Here is a 14,043-nt window from a genome sequence, read left to right as displayed (position 1 = left end):
TCTTTATATACAATGCACAATCCACTGGGAGGAATAACCTAATGTCCATTTTTAAAAGATTACGTGACCTGACCATGTCTAACATCAATGCGATTATCGACAAAGCTGAAGATCCAATCAAGATGACGGATCAATATATCCGTGACATGCAAGAGGATCTGGAAGATGCTGAGAAAGCAGTAGCCGCACAAATCGCAATCGAGAAGAAGTTCAAGCAATTGTTCGAGGAGCAGGAAGCACTTGTGAAGAAACGTGAAGAGCAGGCTCACACGGCAGCTCGTGCACAGAACATGGACCTTGCTCGTCGCGCTTTGGAAGAGAAGAAAGCAGCGGAAGAGAAAATGGTGGAATACAAAGCCAGCTACGATCAAAACAAAGCGTCCGCAGACAATCTTCGTGGCAAACTCGATGAGATGCGCAAACAATTGACACAGATGAAAAATAAGCGCGAAACGCTGGTTGCTCGTTATAACGCAGCCAAAGCCCAAACTGAAATCAATAAAGCGCTGAATGGATTTAGCGCAGACACCGCAAGTGCAGGCATGAAACGCATGGAAGAGAAAATGATGCAGATGGAAGCTCAAGCTGAAGCAAGCAACGAAATGTCCTCCAAAGGCAAATCACTTGACGAGGAATTCGAGAAACTTGGTAAGGATGCGGCTGTTGAGGATGAACTTGCTGCACTTATGAAACAGTACGAGAATAAAAACTAACACCTTGGCGTTCAGCAGGGTTAACCAGCGGAGGAGAACAGCGTTTCTCCTTCGCTTTTAAATGCGGATCATGTTGATAAGTGGAGGCTGTGTAAATGGATTTGAACATTTTGGCGATGCTGGTCTGGACAGTTTCAGGTTCGGTTTTGCTGTTTGTACTGATGTATGTAGATTCACTTTTTACGAAATACAAGGATTTTGCTGAAGTCAAGGCTGGCAATATGGCGGTCACCACCCGGATGGTGATGAAATTATTTGCGCAAGGTTACGTGCTTGCAACATCTATCTCAACAGCAGGACATTTGGGGGAAGCGTTGCTTGTTTCCGTTGTATCTTTCATCATTTTATTGATTCTGGAAAGTGTCGTTCACTTTATGATTCGCAAATGGGCCACATTGGATCTGGATACGGGAATACAGCAAGGTAAGACGGGGTATGGTTTGTTCTCCGGCGCTTTGCATATCGTAGGCGCATTGATTATTGCAGCGTGCTTGTAAGCCGATAAGATAAGGAACAGGAGTAATTGGCATGAGTGTATGGAAACGTATTAAAGGAATACTAACAAAGCCCGAGCCTCCGAAAGCGGAAAAAACGATGCTCCAGCTTGCCCCTGGTGATATCTGTGAAGTGTCTCTGGTCACCTATGAAGTGGTTGGCAGGGTACAGAATCGGGCTCGTAACGCAGTTGTATTAACGCTGCAGGATGGTAGTTCATTCCGATATTTACATGTGGAGGAGCGTGAGATCACACGTTACGCCCTGTACACACCTATTGATGGGAGACTGGATGCTCCTGATGAAGTGCCAACCATTCTTGAACTGGATGATCATGTGTATCATTTGGAGGAAGAATACGGAGGTATGGTTCAGACTGTGGGCAGAACACCTTATGGTCAGGCTGGTGAGCAGCTTGTGTGGCAGTATCAATCGGATGATAACAAACTTCTTCGTGTGGAATGGCAAGACAGAAGGTTTAACCTTTACGAGGGTGAGTCCATTCTTCCTGCGGATATCAAAGTGATTCGTTCGAACTAGGAGAGGTTCCAATGAAAAAACGCTTGGCACATGGATTAAAATTAATGCTGGTCCTCAGCCTTGTGATGTCTCTGCTGTCTGCGTGTGGTGCAGCTCCTTCCGTACAGGATACATATCCTCTCGAATCGGTAAGTGGCAGCGGTCAATCCACGTCTTATGTGTATCGGGCTGCAGATCGCTCAGTTCCTGAAGTAGCAAAGGATCTGTCCGATCAACGAAAACCCGACCAGATTTCGGCAGAAAATGCAGAGCGTATGTTCCTGGTGTATCAAGACCAATATTATCACCTGCAGCAAGATCCCAAGAAACCAGAGGATACGCTTGTCGAAGTCGATTCCAAGGAATATGTTCGTCAGAACTATAGCTCTTCCTTCTTACAAGGGTATCTGACGGCAACGTTAATCGGGAATTTGTTTGATACTTTTGGTGGACGCGGTTCAGGCAACTATAGGGGATACACGGAACGGGATACGTACAAACCGAGTGCGGGATCCTATCGAGCGCCAACGAGCAATGATAAAAAGCTGGCACCGCCTATTACCGTCGAGCGAAAAGGCTCTATTACACGGCGTGGCAGTGATAAGGACACAAGTGTTGGTTCTGGCAGCGGTTTGTTTGACCGTAAAAAAGATCAAAGTAGAGGAAGCATCGATCGCAACAAAAGTAGCGGAGGCTTGGGAGGTTTGTTTGATTCACCAAAAAAATCCTACAAAAAGCCAAAGACCAGGGTCGGTGGCGGCAGGATTATGAGGAGAAGGTAACCTATCAACGAGCCTGGTCGTTTTGATTTAAGGAATGACTGTGATTTAAAGGATAATCATTATTATACAGGACGAAATAACAGTAACGTGGTGAGACTGGCGAATGCGGCAGTGAACACCTTGTTACTGTTATTTTTTTTTATGATTTGCGAACGTTATGGGACTTACGAACACGAGGGATCGTAGAAGCAGGCTGTTTACGTATCCATCGCAGGTAAGGAATGATCCGTTCATCTGTCCGCAGAGAATGCAGATTGGTCAGTCCCAGCGTGACGAGGTCTCGATTGGTATATAACGAGTGAATTTGTTTGTGGCAAGGAATACATAGATTGGCTGTGGGCATAAAGCTACCGCCCATTTCCTTTGGCGTTAAATGATGAACTGTTGTCTCAATAGGTTCTCTCCCGCATAATTCACAATAATGATTCACCGTAATCACCTCCCGTTATCGAATGCTATTATGTGCAATGGCGTGGAATTTCATGTTGTTTGCTCAGGCCTAATCAAACATACATTTTTTCTGTTCTGATTCAGTGAGCAATCGACTTGTCATCGGCGTATATTCGGGCTACACTTTCTTAAATGAGAAAAGACTTCAGGAGGAATGCTACTATGAAACAAAGTTCCCATTCATATGATATGAACACTGCTAAATTCCATCGTACGGCTGTACAAGTGCCGGAAGCACAGAGCAGAATTGCTGCTCAGGTATCTGCTGGCCGGATTGAACATGTGCCTCTTGCTGATTCACATGGGCGCACACTTGCTAAGGCGATTGAAGCGCCCCATGCGTATCCCTTTTTTCGCAGATCAGGTATGGATGGTTTCGCGATTCAAAGTACAGATACTGAGTCAGCTGCTAGTGATCATCAAGTGTGGTTACGCGTTATTGATGAAATCCCGTGCGGATATACACCAGAACATCATATTACACCTGGAACGGCAGCAAGAATCATGACCGGTGCTCAAGTACCGGATGGTGCTGATGCCGTCGTTATGATGGAGATGACGGAAAGCAAACAAGAAGAAGGTGAGCGCTGGATTGCTTTAAAACGTCAGATCCAGTCTGGGGCCAACATTACTCCCATCGGACTTGAAGTGCAGGAGGGGCAACAACTGATTGAAGCCGGTACTGTAATCGGGGCAGGCGAACAATCGGTGCTGGCGACGTTTGGTGTGGCAGAAGTGCCGGTCTTTGAACGTCCGAGGGTGGCTATTTTTGCTACAGGAACGGAGTTGCTTGAAGTTCATGAGCCGTTACAACCTGGTCGAATCCGCAACAGCAACAGCTATATGTTACGCTCTTTGGTTGTTGAAGCAGGGGGAGAGCCAGTCATGTACGGAGCCATCGCAGACGATGTGAATACAGCCAGGGCGAAACTGGAGGAAGCGATCAGGGACAATGATATCGTTGTAACAACAGGTGGCGTGTCCGTTGGGGACTACGATATTATGGGCGAACTTGTGCTGGAGGAGCAGATGCAACTTCTCTTTAACAAAGTCACGATGCGTCCAGGCAGTGTAACTACGGCTGCTGTATATAAGGACAAGCTGTTATTTGCATTATCAGGTAATCCGGGTGCGTGTTTTGTTGGATTTAATCTGTTTGTTCGTCCAACACTTCGTGCGATGCAGGCGGATGCCCATCCTTATTTGGAAGAATGGAATGTAATTTTGGAGGATGGTTACGCAAAAGTAAACAATTTCACTCGTTTTGTACGTGGACGTACGATCATCCGAGACGGAAGAGTATTTGCGTCTCCAGCTGCATCCCGTGTGGATGAGTCAAGTGTCATGATTACCATTAAAGACAGTGACTGCCTCATTGTGATTCCGCCTGATAAAAAGGGTATAGCTGCAGGGGAACAGGTCACAATTCTCAAACTTCCAACTGGGCAACTAAGGTAGAGGGATGGAAAACAAGACTACTTCGGAGCCAAAGGTCATTCAAGTTGTAGGATATAAAAATACAGGTAAAACAACAATGACAGCTGCATTAATCGCCGGACTTGCTTCAAAGGGATTGAAGGTGGCTGCGATTAAGCACGATGGGCATGACCATTTTGAGATGGACCAGGAAGGTACGGACTCGTTTCAGTTTGGCAAGGCGGGTGCGACAGCTGTTGCGGTGATGTCTGAGAAAAGAACGGCGATCATCAAGCAGCACAACACCCGGCTTGACGATATGTTAAGTCAGTTCTCAGACTATGACTGGATTGTGATTGAAGGTTTCAAAAATGCTCCGTATCCCAAATTGGTGATGGTGCGTGAAGCCGATGACCGGACCTTGGTGCGTAAGCTTCAGCAGGTGGTTGGCGTTGTTTTTTGGGCGCCGGAGTTATTGAAAGAAGCGGAAATGTTAAATGTTCATATTGAAAAGGACCAGCATATAAGCAAAAAAGCTATGGCCAGTTTCCTCTTCCATGAACGTGAAGTCATTGTGGAGGCTTTGCTTCAGTTACAATTGACCAATGTCAAATATGACGAAAACGAAACTTCGATTGAAGATAAACCATTTTAATATATAACAGTTATAACGCCCGATTGAACTGATTTTTGATCAATACTTCTAAAAAATCATTACGCACAAACGAAACGGCAGGGCCATCGGTCAAATGGTTTAACCATCATCAAGCTTCAAGCAGCTTTCAAACAGCTTCCTGAATTAAACCTTTTTCTTCTTCGATGGCCTGTTACTTCATTTTGTTTTGATCCTATTTCTCATCGCTTATAACACATGGACACTGTTTCATGACAAGAGTGGTCAACCACATGTGCAATTGTCTGCGAGACTTTTGTAATAATACATTTATCGAGACGTAGCATAAGTTTAACATACAATATGAGTCTAGCTGGCTTTAAACGTTGTCATCCACGCGACGTTCGATGGCCTCGGACATCGTTTTATCGGTCAGATGCGCGTAAATTTCGGTTGTTTCAGTAGAAGCGTGACCTAGTTGCTCTTTTGTTTTGTAGATATCATTTTGCAAATAATAGTCGGTGGCAAAAGAATGGCGTAATTTGTGAACGGTAAGATACGGTTTGCCAAAACATTTAGCGTACTTCATGATCATAGCCTGAATTGCACGTTTAGTCATTCGACTGCCTTCGGATTCCCCGTTACGGAGTGCAATAAAGAGTGCTTTTTCTCGTTTGGGTGTACGGTAACGTGATTGACGCAGATTCATGTAAGCTGCCAGTTCATCTTTGGCTTGTTCTCTGAAATATACGGGCGTTTTGTATGTTTCGTCGTTGTTACCTTTTCGGTAAACATAGAGCAGCTTGTTACCCAGATCGAGGTCATCCACATTCAGGTTAACCACTTCAGATACACGTAAACCGGAGTTGAGAATAAGGCTGGCTATACAGGCATCTCGTTCTTTGTTCAGCTCATGTGAGTAAAGAGCTTGTTTGTTCTTTTGCATATCTGTAGCGTAACCTTCAAGAATGTAACCGATAAATTCGAGTAATTCATTCTCTTCCAAAATCTTGCCTTTGAGTTTCGCGGCAGTGTCTTTCGGTTTATGGGTACGTTTGATCTCGATCTTGGCCATGATATTACGTTTAAGTAAGGGATAGAAGTCTTCATCTTCTGCAATCTGGCTTAAATAATGAAATAGCGACCGCAGGGAAGAAAGCTTACGTGAAACCGTAATTCTTGAATTCGTTCCCTCACGCCTCGTAGTCAGGAATAGTCGGTACGCAGTAACTGAATCCATACGCAGCACTTCCAGTTCAGTCAATGTTATCCCTTGGTTCGACTCGGCTTGGGACAACTCTTCTGCGCGCAACCAACTGAAAAATGTATCATAATCTCTCAAATATTCCAGCAGTGTAGACGGAGACAGATCAGGCAGTTTATAGTCAATGAATTGCTGAACAAACCAGGGCATGGAAGGCAGTTTTTCATCAAGTTTGCGTCGGTCAATCTCTTTTTGCACGTTGGTCAAGTTCGGCACCTCCATGTGAAAATTTTTTCTACAAGTATATTAAGTGTACCATAATTTGCATGTAGTCATCTTGTTTGATTATGCTGAGAGTAACGTTCAGGCGTGAGGATGCACAGGCTAGGATTTGTCACTTTGTTGCCCTTCATCTTATAAAGGTTTACAGTATGTATACATACAGACTAGAGGAGGCGAACCAAATGAATATGCAGATTGAGCTGGTTCCCCGCGAACGCAGTCAAGTAATTCGGCATCTTATGCAATTTTATCTCTATGATTTTACGAAATATCTGAATATTGATGTAGATCAGGATGGTATTTTTCCAGAATATCCGGGATTGGATGCGTTCTGGACGGAGAAGGAGCGCAAATTTCCTTTTTTGATCACGAGTGATGGGGTTCCAGCGGGGTTTGCGCTTGTGGAGAAGTTAGATCCCGGGAGCAAGGATAATGACTATTATTTGACTGAATTTTTTGTTATGCAAAAATACAGACGCGGCGGCGTTGGAACCAATGCCGCTTACGAATTATTTAGACGTTTCCCTGGGCGGTGGAAAGTGACACAGGTTCGGAACAATGTGATCGCGCAAGCATTCTGGCGCAAAATCATTGGGGATTATACGGGAGGGCGTTTTCGGGAAAAATTCCACCCGGAACTGGGCAATCCCAGTCAGTATTTTGTTACCTGATGTTGTAAACATGTCTGTAAACTGAAGCTTTATAGTACAACAAAGGAGGTTTAACATGACCGCACCAGCATTTCATCTCGAAGGACAAACAGCACTAGTCACAGGGGCAGGCAGAGGCATTGGAAAAGCGCTTGCCATCGGTCTAGCGGAATCAGGAAGCAATGTTGTGCTTGTATCCCGCACCATGAAGGAGATTGAAGAGACAGCTGCAACTATTGTTGAACAGACAGGACGTAAAGCATTGGCACTCTGCGCAGACGTCACTTCTAAGGAACAGCTGGCAGAGATTTTTCGGCAGGCGATTTCAGAGATGGGACGTATTCATATTCTCGTAAACAACGCAGGTATGAACATTCGGACGCCAGCGCTGGAAGTAACGGAGGATCAGTGGGAAACCATCATGCAAACAAACCTCAAATCGGCTTTTTTCGCTTCACAATTGGCAGGTCAGCATATGAAGCAGTATGGGGATGGAAAAATGATTAACATCTCATCGGTAGGCGGACATACCGCATTGCGAACAGGTGTCGTATATGGTTCTACCAAAGCGGCCTTAATCCATATGACGAAGGTGCTGGCGCTGGAGTGGGGTAAGTACGGTATTCGCGTGAACTCGGTTGGACCCTGGTATTTTCGCACGCCACTGACCGAGAAGTTGCTTGATGATGCGCAGTATTTGCAAGAAATTATTAGCCGCACACCACTTGGACGTGTAGGAGAGTTACAAGAAGTGGTTGGGCCTGTTGTTTTTCTTGCTTCGGAAGCAGCCGGATACATAACAGGTCAGACTTTATTGGTTGATGGTGGCATGTCTATCTACGGTTTCTAGAAGTTTCCGTGGCGGTTTAGATAGAAGTTCAAGAAAATGTGCCGTCTTGTGACTAAACGGGTAATAACATATGAAACGACATGAAAAGACGCAAACGTGGAGAGAGGTAAATATGTATTTGCTTCGATAAAGTACATACAAAAGTCTCTTCGTATTATCTTGCCTTGTTTAAGCGACAAACCTGATTTGGAGGAGGATCATGATGGAACTTCGTAATTACGGAAATACCGGAATGAAAGTCAGTACACTTGGTTTTGGAGGCTCTGAGATTCGGGATGCGTCCAAAGCAGACGTAGAAGTGTTGCTGAATCGTGCTTTGGATGCTGGCTTGAATATGATTGATACCGCGGAATGTTATGGAGACAGTGAAGAGAAAATCGGTGATGTGCTGGGACATCGCCGCCAGGAGTACTTTTTGTTCACCAAATGTGGACATGCAGCAGGTGTAGATGGACCCGACTGGGATGCCAAAGTGCTCGCCCAGACCATCGACCGTAGTCTCAAACGCTTGAAAACAGACTATGTGGATGTCGTGCATCTGCACAGCTGTTCGGAAGATGTACTACGGAGGGGAGATGTAATCGAAGTATTGCAGCGAGCGAAAGAGGCTGGTAAAACTCGTTTTATCGGATATAGCGGAGATACGACAGATGCACTATACGCCATTCAGACAGGGGCATTTGACAGCCTGGAGACATCACTAAATATTGCTGACCAGGAAGCGATTGAACTGACTTTGCCAGAGGCGCGAAAAAGAAATATGGGGATCATCGCCAAAAGGCCGATTGCCAACGTAGCATGGATGTATGATGCAGCGACAAAAGAGGATTACGCTTATCATTATTGGAAACGGTTAAATGAGCTGAAATATGACTTTTTGACTGAGGAAGCACAACAAGTGGTGGACATCGCATTGCGATTTACGCTGAGCACTGAAGGCGTGCATACCGCCATTGTAGGTACCGCCAAACCTGATCGTTGGCAGCAAAATGCGGATCTGGTAGCGAAGGGGCCGCTTGAGCAGGAGTTATACGATGCCATTCGTGCAAGGTGGAAGGACGTAGCGCGACCCGACTGGACAGGTCGTATCTAGTCCGGGTTATGATTACAGATTACCTTATCATTTAATCATGTGTTGTGAGGATTTTGATTACTGAAAAACTGCCTTTGTGGGCAGTTTTTTTGTTTAAAGGAGAGTAAGCGGGGAGAAAGGCAGGCGCGAATGACTAACACATTCCACAAGATTATCTTATATTTTTAATATATGAAAAATTCACAACAGAACATCATTAAAAGCATATAACACGTACCAAAAAAATCATGGATCAAAAGTGACGATAATAGTGACGCATGTCCGTGTTTATAGCAAATGCTTTTTCTCGGTAAGATAGAAAAAGCCCTCGAAGGGGCTTGGGGTGTGGAGAGGATTTACCCAAAATACTTAAATTCAATAACGTTTATTGACGCAAATCACTGTTCAATGGCTGAACGAGCGTGGCCGGAATTGTTTTGGAAACAGGGTTAACCTTACCATAGGTAAGCTTGCGCCAGATCGATTCCATTGGCCCGATATTGAAGCGTGTTAGCCATAGCGAGGCAAAAATCACGAGTACAACATATACAGCAATACTAAGCATAAGTGTACCAATAGGTTTTATAGAGATAGCCATTCCAACTCCATATGGGAGCAGAAGCACGGTTCCAATGATGGAATGAAGGAGGTAACAGGTCAGCGACATACGTCCAACTTTCGTAAATACCATCAATGCTTTTCGGAGTGCGGGAATATACAAAAACAGCATTGCGAGACTGCTCATATAAAACATGCTTCCCGTTAAGTTCCCCTGTTGAGCCAGAACCATGAAAAGCTCCATCAAAAATGTATTTTCACCTGAAATAAGTGTATTCAGCATGGTGCTTAACTGAGTGAGTATAAATGCCGCCAAACTGATGAGCCAGATTCGTTTCCAGGTCGATTGCTTTGCTTCCATGTTCGTGAAGAAGTCCATCTTTATAAAATACATACCGATCAGGAACATGAGGAACATAGAGAAAACTGTAGAAAACGAACTAGCTGCCATGATACCCATGTCTGCCCATCTTGCTATCAAGGAGTCCCAATAGGTAAGGCTGGTATGACTGGTTAATGTGAAATCGAAATCAATTGGCATGTCCGAAGATGTAGTTTTCATCGCATTATAGACCATCATAAACACGGAAGCTAGAAATTGGATCGATATAAGGGCGATAATCCAGCGTAATATCGTTTTTGGCGTGCGAGCATAGAACGCGAATAGTAGAAATCCGGCCACGGCGTAAAAAGTCAAAATATCGCCAACCCATATAAAGGTGATGTGCAATAAACCGATACAGAATAGAATCATTAACCTGCGGGCAAAAAGCTTTCGGGGATGTTCTACTCGTTGTATAGCCCGATCCATAAAAATCATAAATCCAACACCAAACAGAAAAGAAAATAACGTAATGAATTTTCCTTCGGCGAATGTGGAAACTAGGTTGTGGACTAGATCGCTTGAATTCATATCAAATCCCTTCACCGAGTCTACGATCAAAAAGTAATTCACAATAATAATACCGAGCATAGCAAATCCACGAACGATATCTAGAAAATGGACACGTTCCTTCAGACTAAGCGGTTGTGCAAAGTTCTCTTTTTTTTCTTTCATACCATTTCTCCTTTTCATTGTTATGTTCAGTATCTTTCTCCAGCGAGCCCTGTCATGGTTGTGCGTCCTTTCCATGCTTACCTTGAATAACGATAATGATTGATTCTTAACAGTTTCTGAAAGGGAGCTATATTTTCTGGAATTTATGACGAATTTGTGACGCGTATTTGCTTTCATAAATGGTTAAGATTTGTGATTTATCTTATTACGTAAGTGTTTCTTATGGACGATATATAGTGAGGACACTTAAATAACATCAGGAATCATGAGGAGAGTAAGACATGACCCATCGGATATTAGTCGTCGAGGATGATCAGGATATTGGGGATTTATTAGAAGAGTCCCTTAGACGGGCAAATTATGAAGTGTTAAGAGCCAGAGACGGGCAAGATGCGCTGCAGCTAGTGGATGACGGTCTGGATTTGATCATTTTGGATATCATGATGCCAGGAATCTCGGGGATCGAAACATGCACGCAGATCAGAACGTATTCCAACGTTCCCATTCTGTTTCTAACGGCGAAGTCGAGCACGCTGGACAAAACGGAAGGTCTTCTTGCAGGCGGGGATGATTACATGACCAAGCCATTTTCAGAAGAGGAGCTCCATGCCAGGGTCATTGCTCAACTGCGAAGATATAAGATTTACAAGGAAAAAAAAGAGAGCGGGGATTTGTTTCTCGTTGGAGGTAAACTAAAAGTCAATGAGCATTTTAATGATGTGTCCAAAGATGGAAAGCAGCTCAAGCTTTCCGATCTCGAGTATCGCATCCTGAAGCTCTTAATGAGCAAACGCAGCAAAATATTTTCCGCACAAAATATTTACGAGAGTGTATGGGAACAACCCTATTTTTACTGTTCGAACAATACAGTGATGGTTCACATTCGTAAGTTACGTGCAAAGATCGAGGATAATCCGGCGCAACCGGTTTATATCCTTACTGAATGGGGGAGAGGATACCGTTTTGGCACACCGTAAATTTACGCTGACCAAAAAATTGGCCTTAATCATTTTGCTCGCGGCTACGGTAAGTGGCTTGGTTTTTCTGACGATGCAGAAGGTTACTAATGGGCTGATTGACAGATACCTTAACTCCAATGCGTACTATGAAAGTGAATCTTCCAAATCCATTGCAAAGTTTAGCAAATATGTTGAGGCGAATCATCTATCTTCAACCGATCGCAAGGCATTTGGGGAATGGGTTAAAAAAGAGAACTACATTATGCTTACGATCTACAAAGACCAGCTATTGCAATATGATTCGAATTACTCAGCGGAAGATGAGTATGGATATGGGATAGAGGAGGAAACGTTGTACGCTCAGAAACACTCATTTTCGGTTAAGTTCAGTGATGGGGAGGGGAGAGTAACCGTAGACGGTTTTTTCTCATCCCGATATTATGATATCGCCTTTACTCTGGAACTAGTCAGTGCCACGCTGATTTTTCTGTTGATTGTACTGCTAGGCATTCGTCGAAGCCTCGCTTATTTGAGAAAAATTCATGAGGAGATCCACATTCTTGAAGGCGGAGAACTGGAATATGAGATGACGATTCGGGGGCATGACGAAATAGCGATGATCGCTGAGAGTATTGAGGAACTTCGTAAAGCCTTTTTGGATAAATTGAACGCCATTGAAGCTTTACAAGCGGAGAGCCGCAGTCTTGTCACTGAAATGTCCCATGATATGCGTACGCCGCTGACATCTTTAATTATGTATTTGGAGTTTGCCAAGAAAGAACGTGGGGAACAACGCACGGAACATAGTCGTTATATTACCAATGCATACGGCAAAGCAATCCAACTCAAAAAGTTGTCGGATAATTTGTTTGATTATTTTCTTCTAGATAAAGAGGATGAAACAGATCTGGAAAGCATTGCTGTCCAAGAAGCCATCTATGATCTGATATCCGATCAAATCAGCATTCTGCGGCAGGAGCATTTCAAAGTCCGCATTATTGGAGAACTCCCTCAAGTTTATATCACGGTAAATTTGGAGCAAATCGGACGCGTCTTCGATAATATTTTGTCCAATCTATTGAAGTATGCCGAACCGAAGAATGAAATCCTCATCACGTTTAACTCTAACGAAGAGAGTTTTGAAATTCAATTAAGCAACACGATTAAAAGTGCTGAGGTTTCTCCGGAAAGTACAGGACTGGGAGAGAAGATCATAAGCCGAATGATGAGTCTCATGCAGGGGCAGTTTATCAGGAATCAAGATGGCGTACATTATAGTGTTGTGTTGAGGTTTAGCAAATCAAGGATCTAACTGTAGTGCTAGAATGAAATTTTAATTTTAATAAAAAACACAAGGGGTTTAACTACATCTGTGGAGGAATCAGAATGAACCCGATAGAGAAACCTATGAAAGGTGCCTTGTTGGCAACCCAATCCACTTTCACCTCACTTATGGCCACTTATCAATCGATGGTATGGAGATTAGCTTCGCGTTATTTCCGTGACCCACAGGATCGAGATGATATCGTGCAGGAGACATTCCTGCGGGTATATACGCATATCGAACAAATGAACAGCCAAAAGAATGTCGTAAACTGGATTTATACTATTGGCAGAAATGTATGTCTGGACGTTTTGCGCAAGAAAAAGAGACAGAGTCTTGCCACAACCTCGTTATATGTAGAGGATACAAATAGATCTCTAGATGCCACATCTGATCTAATGTCCCATGAACTAGGCCCAGAAGAAAGGCTGATTCAGAACGAGACTTCTTCCGAGCGCAAACGTCGGATCAATGATGCATTTTATCAGATTCCAGGTAAATGGAGGCACTACGTCTATCAGCGGTACTACTTGGAGATGACCGTCAAAGATATCAGTGTATTGAATGAAATCCCTGAAAATACAGCCAAAACGTATCTCTTCCGAGGAAGAAAACATATGAAGCAACAGTTAGTTGACATCACGTATTGAAATAGGGGACATGACAAATGAAAGATTTAATTACGAAATTCCAAAAAACGCCACACATTCTACAAGCGCTTTTGAATATCTGCCTGTTCTTTCTGGCCTTGGCTTTAAGCGCGCTTCTAATCAGCGAGACATGGTATATCGTTCAAATTGTGTACCAGTCTTTTGTAACTCGTCAGGATAGTTATTATGAAATGTTATCCGAATTGCTCGTTTTCTTTTTGTATTTCGAATTTATCGCCTTAATTGTAAAGTACTTCAAGTCTAATTTTCATTTCCCTCTTCGGTACTTTATTTATATTGGAATCACAGCGGTAATCCGGTTAATTATCATTGACCATGATCAAGCGATGTCGACGTTCTGGTGGTCTATGGCCATTTTGGTTATGGTTGCTGCTCTGTTTATCGCCAATCGGCGTAAAGTCGATCAAGATCATTAAACAAACTGGATG

The 14,043-nt window shown here is 43.7% G+C and carries 16 protein-coding genes; 13 read left to right on the top strand and 3 right to left on the bottom strand.

Annotated features, from left to right (window positions below; genetic code table 11):
• Positions 1–41: 41 nt before the first annotated feature.
• From M3629_RS09435 to M3629_RS09420, 4 genes are all read left to right on the top strand, one after another.
• Positions 42–713: a PspA/IM30 family protein gene (locus M3629_RS09435; protein ID WP_251505128.1), complete on the top strand. Its 672-nt coding sequence runs from the start codon at positions 42–44 to the stop codon at positions 711–713.
• Positions 714–808: 95 nt separating this feature from the next.
• The gene (locus tag M3629_RS09430) at positions 809–1,210 is read left to right on the top strand and encodes a DUF350 domain-containing protein (RefSeq protein ID WP_169481008.1); all 402 of its coding nucleotides are present in this window, start codon (positions 809–811) and stop codon (positions 1,208–1,210) included.
• A 31-nt stretch (positions 1,211–1,241) separates the two neighbouring features.
• The gene (locus M3629_RS09425) at positions 1,242–1,748 is read left to right on the top strand and encodes a DUF4178 domain-containing protein (RefSeq protein ID WP_145331492.1); all 507 of its coding nucleotides are present in this window, start codon (positions 1,242–1,244) and stop codon (positions 1,746–1,748) included.
• An 11-nt stretch (positions 1,749–1,759) separates the two neighbouring features.
• Entirely contained in the window at positions 1,760–2,509 is a 750-nt protein-coding gene (locus tag M3629_RS09420; RefSeq protein ID WP_251505125.1) for a DUF4247 domain-containing protein, read from the top strand.
• A 139-nt stretch (positions 2,510–2,648) separates the two neighbouring features.
• Here M3629_RS09420 and M3629_RS09415 read toward each other — a convergent pair whose 3' ends face one another.
• Positions 2,649–2,939 (bottom strand): HNH endonuclease, encoded by a 291-nt coding sequence (locus tag M3629_RS09415; protein WP_251505121.1) that lies wholly within the window; start codon positions 2,937–2,939, stop codon positions 2,649–2,651.
• Positions 2,940–3,121: 182 nt separating this feature from the next.
• On the opposite strand from M3629_RS09415, the gene M3629_RS09410 reads away from it, so the two are divergent.
• Both M3629_RS09410 and mobB read left to right on the top strand, forming a co-directional pair.
• On the top strand, positions 3,122–4,417 hold the full coding sequence (locus M3629_RS09410) for a molybdopterin molybdotransferase MoeA (protein ID WP_251505117.1): 1,296 nt from the start codon (positions 3,122–3,124) through the stop codon (positions 4,415–4,417).
• Positions 4,418–4,421: 4 nt separating this feature from the next.
• Complete coding sequence (gene mobB, locus M3629_RS09405; RefSeq protein ID WP_251505114.1) at positions 4,422–5,030, top strand: molybdopterin-guanine dinucleotide biosynthesis protein B; 609 nt, start codon at positions 4,422–4,424, stop codon at positions 5,028–5,030.
• Between the two features lie 337 nt (positions 5,031–5,367).
• Here the strand turns inward: mobB and xerS are convergent, their stop codons facing one another.
• Positions 5,368–6,474: a tyrosine recombinase XerS gene (xerS, locus tag M3629_RS09400; RefSeq protein WP_251505111.1), complete on the bottom strand. Its 1,107-nt coding sequence runs from the start codon at positions 6,472–6,474 to the stop codon at positions 5,368–5,370.
• 182 nt (positions 6,475–6,656) lie between these two features.
• Here xerS and M3629_RS09395 point away from each other — a divergent pair, with 182 nt between their 5' ends.
• The 3 genes from M3629_RS09395 to M3629_RS09385 all read left to right on the top strand — a co-directional run bounded on the left by M3629_RS09395 (position 6,657) and on the right by M3629_RS09385 (position 9,067).
• Positions 6,657–7,145, top strand: coding sequence for a GNAT family N-acetyltransferase (locus M3629_RS09395; protein ID WP_251505107.1), 489 nt, complete (start codon positions 6,657–6,659; stop codon positions 7,143–7,145).
• 55 nt (positions 7,146–7,200) lie between these two features.
• Complete coding sequence (locus M3629_RS09390; RefSeq protein ID WP_251505105.1) at positions 7,201–7,974, top strand: SDR family NAD(P)-dependent oxidoreductase; 774 nt, start codon at positions 7,201–7,203, stop codon at positions 7,972–7,974.
• Between the two features lie 202 nt (positions 7,975–8,176).
• Positions 8,177–9,067 (top strand): aldo/keto reductase, encoded by an 891-nt coding sequence (locus tag M3629_RS09385; protein WP_251505807.1) that lies wholly within the window; start codon positions 8,177–8,179, stop codon positions 9,065–9,067.
• 364 nt (positions 9,068–9,431) lie between these two features.
• Here the strand turns inward: M3629_RS09385 and M3629_RS09380 are convergent, their stop codons facing one another.
• A complete protein-coding gene (locus M3629_RS09380) occupies positions 9,432–10,661 on the bottom strand; it encodes a DUF418 domain-containing protein (protein WP_251505098.1) in 1,230 nt (409 codons plus the stop codon).
• 281 nt (positions 10,662–10,942) lie between these two features.
• Here M3629_RS09380 and M3629_RS09375 point away from each other — a divergent pair, with 281 nt between their 5' ends.
• From M3629_RS09375 to psiE, 4 genes are all read left to right on the top strand, one after another.
• On the top strand, positions 10,943–11,638 hold the full coding sequence (locus tag M3629_RS09375; protein WP_251505087.1) for a response regulator transcription factor: 696 nt from the start codon (positions 10,943–10,945) through the stop codon (positions 11,636–11,638).
• Positions 11,625–12,932, top strand: a complete 1,308-nt coding sequence (locus M3629_RS09370) for a HAMP domain-containing sensor histidine kinase (RefSeq protein WP_251505086.1) — start codon at positions 11,625–11,627, stop codon at positions 12,930–12,932. Before M3629_RS09375 ends, M3629_RS09370 begins: the two co-directional genes overlap by 14 nt.
• A gap of 74 nt (positions 12,933–13,006) precedes the next feature.
• A complete protein-coding gene (locus M3629_RS09365; RefSeq protein ID WP_251505084.1) occupies positions 13,007–13,594 on the top strand; it encodes an RNA polymerase sigma factor in 588 nt (195 codons plus the stop codon).
• A 17-nt stretch (positions 13,595–13,611) separates the two neighbouring features.
• A complete protein-coding gene (psiE, locus tag M3629_RS09360) occupies positions 13,612–14,031 on the top strand; it encodes a phosphate-starvation-inducible protein PsiE (RefSeq protein WP_251505082.1) in 420 nt (139 codons plus the stop codon).
• Positions 14,032–14,043: the final 12 nt, after the last annotated feature.

The organism is Paenibacillus polysaccharolyticus, from assembly GCF_023714295.1.
In the GTDB taxonomy this organism is placed as follows: domain Bacteria; phylum Bacillota; class Bacilli; order Paenibacillales; family Paenibacillaceae; genus Paenibacillus; species Paenibacillus polysaccharolyticus_A.
This window is presented reverse-complemented; position numbering and strand designations above follow the sequence as displayed.

Bases quoted from the DNA above. Each gene is read 5' to 3' on its own strand.
- M3629_RS09410 (WP_251505117.1), top strand. From the start codon at position 3,122: ATGAAACAAAGTTCCCATTCATATGATATGAACACTGCTAAATTCCAT.
- M3629_RS09390 (WP_251505105.1), top strand. From the start codon at position 7,201: ATGACCGCACCAGCATTTCATCTCGAAGGACAAACAGCACTAGTCACA.
- M3629_RS09375 (WP_251505087.1), top strand. From the start codon at position 10,943: ATGACCCATCGGATATTAGTCGTCGAGGATGATCAGGATATTGGGGAT.
- mobB (WP_251505114.1), top strand. From the start codon at position 4,422: ATGGAAAACAAGACTACTTCGGAGCCAAAGGTCATTCAAGTTGTAGGA.
- M3629_RS09425 (WP_145331492.1), top strand. From the start codon at position 1,242: ATGAGTGTATGGAAACGTATTAAAGGAATACTAACAAAGCCCGAGCCT.
- M3629_RS09385 (WP_251505807.1), top strand. From the start codon at position 8,177: ATGGAACTTCGTAATTACGGAAATACCGGAATGAAAGTCAGTACACTT.
- M3629_RS09380 (WP_251505098.1), bottom strand. From the start codon at position 10,661: ATGAAAGAAAAAAAAGAGAACTTTGCACAACCGCTTAGTCTGAAGGAA.
- M3629_RS09395 (WP_251505107.1), top strand. From the start codon at position 6,657: ATGAATATGCAGATTGAGCTGGTTCCCCGCGAACGCAGTCAAGTAATT.
- M3629_RS09435 (WP_251505128.1), top strand. From the start codon at position 42: ATGTCCATTTTTAAAAGATTACGTGACCTGACCATGTCTAACATCAAT.
- xerS (WP_251505111.1), bottom strand. From the start codon at position 6,474: ATGGAGGTGCCGAACTTGACCAACGTGCAAAAAGAGATTGACCGACGC.
- M3629_RS09420 (WP_251505125.1), top strand. From the start codon at position 1,760: ATGAAAAAACGCTTGGCACATGGATTAAAATTAATGCTGGTCCTCAGC.
- psiE (WP_251505082.1), top strand. From the start codon at position 13,612: ATGAAAGATTTAATTACGAAATTCCAAAAAACGCCACACATTCTACAA.
- M3629_RS09430 (WP_169481008.1), top strand. From the start codon at position 809: ATGGATTTGAACATTTTGGCGATGCTGGTCTGGACAGTTTCAGGTTCG.
- M3629_RS09365 (WP_251505084.1), top strand. From the start codon at position 13,007: ATGAACCCGATAGAGAAACCTATGAAAGGTGCCTTGTTGGCAACCCAA.